General features: G+C 41.2%; 3 protein-coding genes and 1 pseudogene. 2 read left to right on the forward strand and 2 right to left on the reverse strand.

Annotation, left to right across the window (positions count from 1 at the left end):
- Window positions 1-19: 19 nt before the first annotated feature.
- Window positions 20-508 (forward strand): shufflon system plasmid conjugative transfer pilus tip adhesin PilV, encoded by a 489-nt coding sequence (pilV, locus tag ACSZPU_RS24145; protein WP_499004090.1) that lies wholly within the window; start codon window positions 20-22, stop codon window positions 506-508.
- Window positions 509-661: 153 nt separating this feature from the next.
- Here the strand turns inward: pilV and ACSZPU_RS24150 are convergent, their stop codons facing one another.
- Window positions 662-2,077, reverse strand: coding sequence for an NAD(P)/FAD-dependent oxidoreductase (locus ACSZPU_RS24150; protein WP_499004092.1), 1,416 nt, complete (start codon window positions 2,075-2,077; stop codon window positions 662-664).
- A gap of 419 nt (window positions 2,078-2,496) precedes the next feature.
- Window positions 2,497-2,759: pseudogene (locus tag ACSZPU_RS24155) on the reverse strand (tyrosine-type recombinase/integrase); the annotation flags it as partial.
- Window positions 2,760-2,989: 230 nt separating this feature from the next.
- On the opposite strand from ACSZPU_RS24155, the gene ACSZPU_RS24160 reads away from it, so the two are divergent.
- Complete coding sequence (locus ACSZPU_RS24160; RefSeq protein ID WP_437616573.1) at window positions 2,990-3,679, forward strand: MarC family protein; 690 nt, start codon at window positions 2,990-2,992, stop codon at window positions 3,677-3,679.
- Window positions 3,680-3,804: the final 125 nt, after the last annotated feature.

Here is a 3,804-nt window from a genome sequence, read left to right on the forward strand (position 1 = left end):
TAGCGAGCCATAGTTCAATATGTTGTTGAAAAAGACAGTTACTATAACTCAGGTGATTAAGGGACACAGCCTAGTCTCCAGGATTCCCGGGGCGGTTCATATTACCGTTTCGGGTACGGTTTCAGGACAGTATTTGCAGCCAACGTCTACTGTTGTAGCGGGTACGGTTTGCAATGCAGATGGCCTGATAAGCAAAGATACTTCTGGCAGAATATTGTCCTGTGTGAGCGGCAAGTGGCAGTCAGGAGCGGGGATAACTGAATACACTACCAGTATCTCTTACGTCTCTGGATATGGAAATAATTACTGTCCTTCTGACACGGCAATTTTCGCCTATTATGGAACGGTCGGATATAAAGCGGGTTGCAGGGCAGACAGGAGATATTCTAGTGGGTGGGTAACTCCACACCAGCTATCGCTTACTGACAGTGATAGCTGGGGAAATAATGGTGGATGCGATTTTCAGGTATATACGGTAAGTAATGTTTCAAAGGTTAAGTGTGGTTGAACTATTCCAATATAATAAAATATTGTTGATAGTTGATATAATTTTGTTCGACGTTATATATGGTTCCCTTCGTCAACTTGTCGGGACTACCCCGACAAGTTTCATTACATATAACTATACTTCCAAGAGTAAGTAAGTTATGTTCCAGCTCCGTCAAAATCGATAAAGACTAAAAGGTTTCGGGTCGATAATCGGCTTTTCACCCAGTAATAAACTTACCGTCAACTCGGAAGATATTGGGCTTTCCGTCATACCCCAACCTGTTGCGGTATTAAGAACCAGACCGGGATATTCTTTAACTTGTGAAATGATAGGATTCTCATCTGGTGCAATAGACATTGCACCACTCCACCTGTCAATGACCTTAGAATCTTTAAATGCGGGGAACTCAGCCTTTAATTTTTCAAGCGATGATTCAAGTTCTGGTACATCAGCGACAGCGGTCATATCTCTGTTGTTTTCGAATGGTGAAATCTCATTCAGTTCCCAGTGTGTCGGTTGCATTAAGGTATCGAACAACTGCCTGTTCAGTGAAATATGAACAGGAAAATCAGGTAACGCCATTAGTGGTAAATATTTATACCCGTAGATAAACGATTCTTTTACGACAGGGGCGACTATTACTCTTGGTGAAGTAGCATAGGTTCCGTCCGCCTGTTTTCGAAAATATATATTCCCCGGCAGGGCAACATTCCCGCTCGGTGCGTCGGGAGAACCACTGATTATCTGTTGGGACTGGTAAGCTGGTAAGGTGGGAACCTCAACATTCAGATTTTGCATAAATAACCTTGACCATGCACCTCCTGCCAGTACAACTCGGGATGTTCGTATCGCCCCCTTTTCAGTTATGACGTCAGAGATTTTCCCTCCCTGCGTTTCAATCCCTCGTGCTGCACAGTTTGTATAGATTCTGACACCAATTTTTTTTGCATATTCGGAAATTACGAATGCAGCAATTTCTGCGTCAAAACTACCCGAATCCTCTTCAAAACCAGCTATAGTCCAGCTTGATGAAGCACCATGTAGCCGTTGTTTGAGATCTTTCCCTTCAATAATCCGGGTTTTTAACGGAATGTCGCTGCCGGTATCACTGCTTTTGGCCTCAATCCATTTTCTGACACTTTCTAGGTCTTCTTCGTCAAGGGGGACTTCAACCCTGCCTTGTGTACGATAGCTGGTATCTGCACCAACTTTGGCATTCATTTCACGCCAGCGCTGCTTACCCAGATGATGTAAGAGGAAGGTTTCATCCGGCATTTTGTAGGTGATTGCCTGACCATAGAATCTGCTTGACTGTTCACCAGCGATGCTGCCTTTTTCAACAACGACAACTGAAAGACCACGTTCAACCAGACTTATTGCAGTCATTATGCCTAAAATTCCGGCTCCTACAACCACTGCATCAGCCTTATCTGGTAGAGAACCTACTGTGCCTTCAACGAAACCATACCTTGGTTTTCCAGGAACCAGTCTGCCTTCGCGTGTCAGCATCGGTGTCAGAATTCCAGCCCCGCCAGCAGCAGCGATGACTGCGCCACCAATCAATAGTTTTCTTCTCGTTATTCCCATTATTACAACTCTTTAATTTTATGAATACACCCATGCACCACTATGGTGCACTATATCAGTTCCAGCATAGTGCATGAATGTAACCATTTTGTAAATAATACAAATGAGAATCACTATACATAATGGTAGGGTTCTTGATGTTTAATCCTGAATATCTGATTAGATTGCGCTCAGCTTTCAGCTAATAAACTATGTCGCACAAGGATGCGGGCATGATTTTTATCGCGTGTATCATGGATACAAAGGGGAAGATCCAATCAGCCGTGTTAATAATATTTCAAACGCTTACATATGCACTCTTAACATATTTAACCCCTCACACGCAATCGGTTAAATTGTAGATTAAATAATGCCTATGTTTATTTTTTATGTTCTGATTAAATAAATTTTATTACGGCTGTCCGTGACCTCTGTTCAATTTATTCCTTCTTTGCAAACTCAAATTTCCAGACCATGCCTCCCCGATTAGAATCCAGAATATCAGCCCACCATTGCAACATAAGAAGGCGCTGTTCAAAATATTTGGCTGCACGAATGTTGTATTCACCATTTGGCTCATTAGCCGTTCAACAACGTCTTCTGAGCAGTGTCCGGATTCAATTCAGGTACTGCACGCAAGGGTACGCAAGCCACGACCGCACGGGCCATTTCGGGTGTCATATACCATTTTAGGCAGTGCTTTGTAAGAAGATAGTAAGGATATCCTGGAGGTTACGGCTGTTTCGCCTCTTCCTTGTGGTATTAACATCCATTATAATTTATCTCTGTAACTTTATATTCCGTTATAATATCAAATTATAGTTTTATTCACCAAGAATTTTTTAGTAGTGTAGTGTATGATTTTGCAGGAAATTAGGGTGCCTAGTGGCTGTTTTTTGTGAAAGTTGCGGATATACATGCAGGAGTAATTTAGTGTCAGATATATTAGTATTTTTTTCCATTTTCGTATCAAAGACAATGTTTGTCATATCTGGACTTTTTCCTATATTGAATCCACCGGGGCATGCGCCACTTTTTTTATCCGTCACAAATGGGATTAAGAAAACAGAAAGACGGTTTATTGCAAAGAAAACGGCAATCTATTGCTTTATTCTTATTGTTTTTACTATGTGTTTTGGCGTTTATGCATTATCTCTATTTGACCTTTCTATTGATATTGTAGAAGTTTCAGGCGGCATCCTTGTTGCAAAACTTGGCTGGGAGATGTTGGGAGGAGAAAAAAATGAAATTTCAGAACGAAAGAGTGAAGAGATAATAGAAAATACACAATCAAATATTTTAGAAAATGCATTTTATCCTATAACATTCCCCTTAACAGTGGGTCCCGGAACCATATCCGTCGCAATAGCATTGTCCGCTAATTTACAAACAGTATCTACAGGGGTAAAGGAAATATCAGCCAGTATATTGGGAGCGGTCGTTGCAACAGGTATTGTGTGCTTTATCATCTATATATGCTACGCATATGCGGAATCAATATCAGATAAATTAGGTGAGAATGGGAAAAATGTATTGTTAAAGTTATCCGCGTTTCTACTTTTTTGTGTTGGCATTCAGATACTATGGAACGGAAGCGTGAACCTACTACAATCCATAAAGTAGAATGCATCAATTCATTGTAATATAAGCGTGTTGTTTAATGCACGCTTAATTTAAGGAAGGTGCGATTTAATCGGTGGGGTTCAGTGGAGTCCTTAGCTGTATTAGCCTTACCTTAGCTGAGCTGT

It is taken from the genome of Phytobacter sp. V69 (genome assembly GCF_965644215.1).
Lineage (GTDB): Bacteria > Pseudomonadota > Gammaproteobacteria > Enterobacterales > Enterobacteriaceae > Phytobacter.

Excerpts from the sequence above, each read along its gene's own strand:
- ACSZPU_RS24150 (WP_499004092.1), bottom strand. The coding sequence starts at position 2,077 with ATGGGAATAACGAGAAGAAAACTATTGATTGGTGGCGCAGTCATCGCT.
- pilV (WP_499004090.1), top strand. The coding sequence starts at position 20 with ATGTTGTTGAAAAAGACAGTTACTATAACTCAGGTGATTAAGGGACAC.